Origin of the sequence: Chromohalobacter sp. HP20-39, from assembly GCF_033052815.1 — a bacterium.
In the GTDB taxonomy this organism is placed as follows: domain Bacteria; phylum Pseudomonadota; class Gammaproteobacteria; order Pseudomonadales; family Halomonadaceae; genus Chromohalobacter.
On record NZ_JAWHTP010000029.1, the window covers coordinates 1 to 1,039 of the forward strand.

A 1,039-nucleotide genomic window follows, 5' to 3' on the forward strand; every position below is an offset into this window, starting at 1 on the left:
GCCCCGTAGGTTTCGTCGCGGATGTGCCAGGCTTGCAGCCAAGCCAGCTTGGCGTAGGTCGTGCCGGGGCAAGACTCCGCCATCTTGGTCAGGCCCAGGTTGATCGCGTCGGCGAGGATCGTGGTCAGCAACAGGTTCTTGTCTTTGGCCGGGTCGCCCGATTTCAGATGCGCGAAATGCCGAGTGAAGCCCGTCCATTCGTCCACCTCCAGCAGCAGTTCGGTGATCTTGACGTGCGGCAGGATCATTGCCGTCTGGTCGATCAGCGCTTGGGCGGTGTCGGGTACCGCCGCGTCGAGCGGCGTGATCTTCAAGCCTGACTCGGTGATGATGGCGTCCGGCAGCTCGTTGGCCGTCGCCATACGGTTGACGGTGGCAAGCTGTGTTTCCAGCAGCGTCAGCCGGTCGTTCAGGTACCGGTTGCAGTCGGTGGCCACGGCCAGCGGCAATTCGCTGGCCTGCTTGAGGCTGGCGAATTTCGCGGGCGGCACCAGGTAGTCCTCGAAGTCCTTGAACTGGCGCGACCCCTGCACCCAGATGTCGCCGGAACGCAACGCGTTCTTCATCTCCGACAGCGCGCACAGTTCGTAGTAGCGCCGGTCGATGCCGGTGTCGGTCATGACCAGCTTCTGCCAGCGCGGCTTGATGAACTCGGTCGGCGCGTCGGCGGGCACCTTGCGGGCGTTGTCGCTGTTCATGCCGCGCAGCACCTCGATGGCGTCGAGCACGTCCTTCGCGGCGGGAGCGGCCCGCAGCTTGAGCACGGCAAGGAATTCCGGCGCGTAGCGGCGCAGCGTGGCGTAGCTTTCGCCGATGCGGTGCAGGAAATCGAAGTCCTCGGGCTGCGCAAGCTTCTGCGCTTCGGTGACGCTCTCGGCGAAGGCATCCCAGGACATGACGGCCTCGATGGCGGCGAACGGATCGCGGCCCGCCTGCTTGGCCTCGATCAGCGCCTGGCCGATGCGGCCGAACAGCCGCACCTTGGCGTTGATCGCCTTGCCGGACGCCTGGAATTGCTGCTGATGCTTGTTCTTGGCGG

The 1,039-nt window shown here is 65.1% G+C and carries 1 protein-coding gene; it reads right to left on the bottom strand.

Features of this window, described 5'->3' with window-relative positions; genetic code table 11:
• Window positions 1-1,039, bottom strand: a 1,039-nt coding sequence (locus RVY79_RS16635) for a Tn3 family transposase (RefSeq protein ID WP_317465587.1), incomplete at both ends; no start/stop codon positions are given.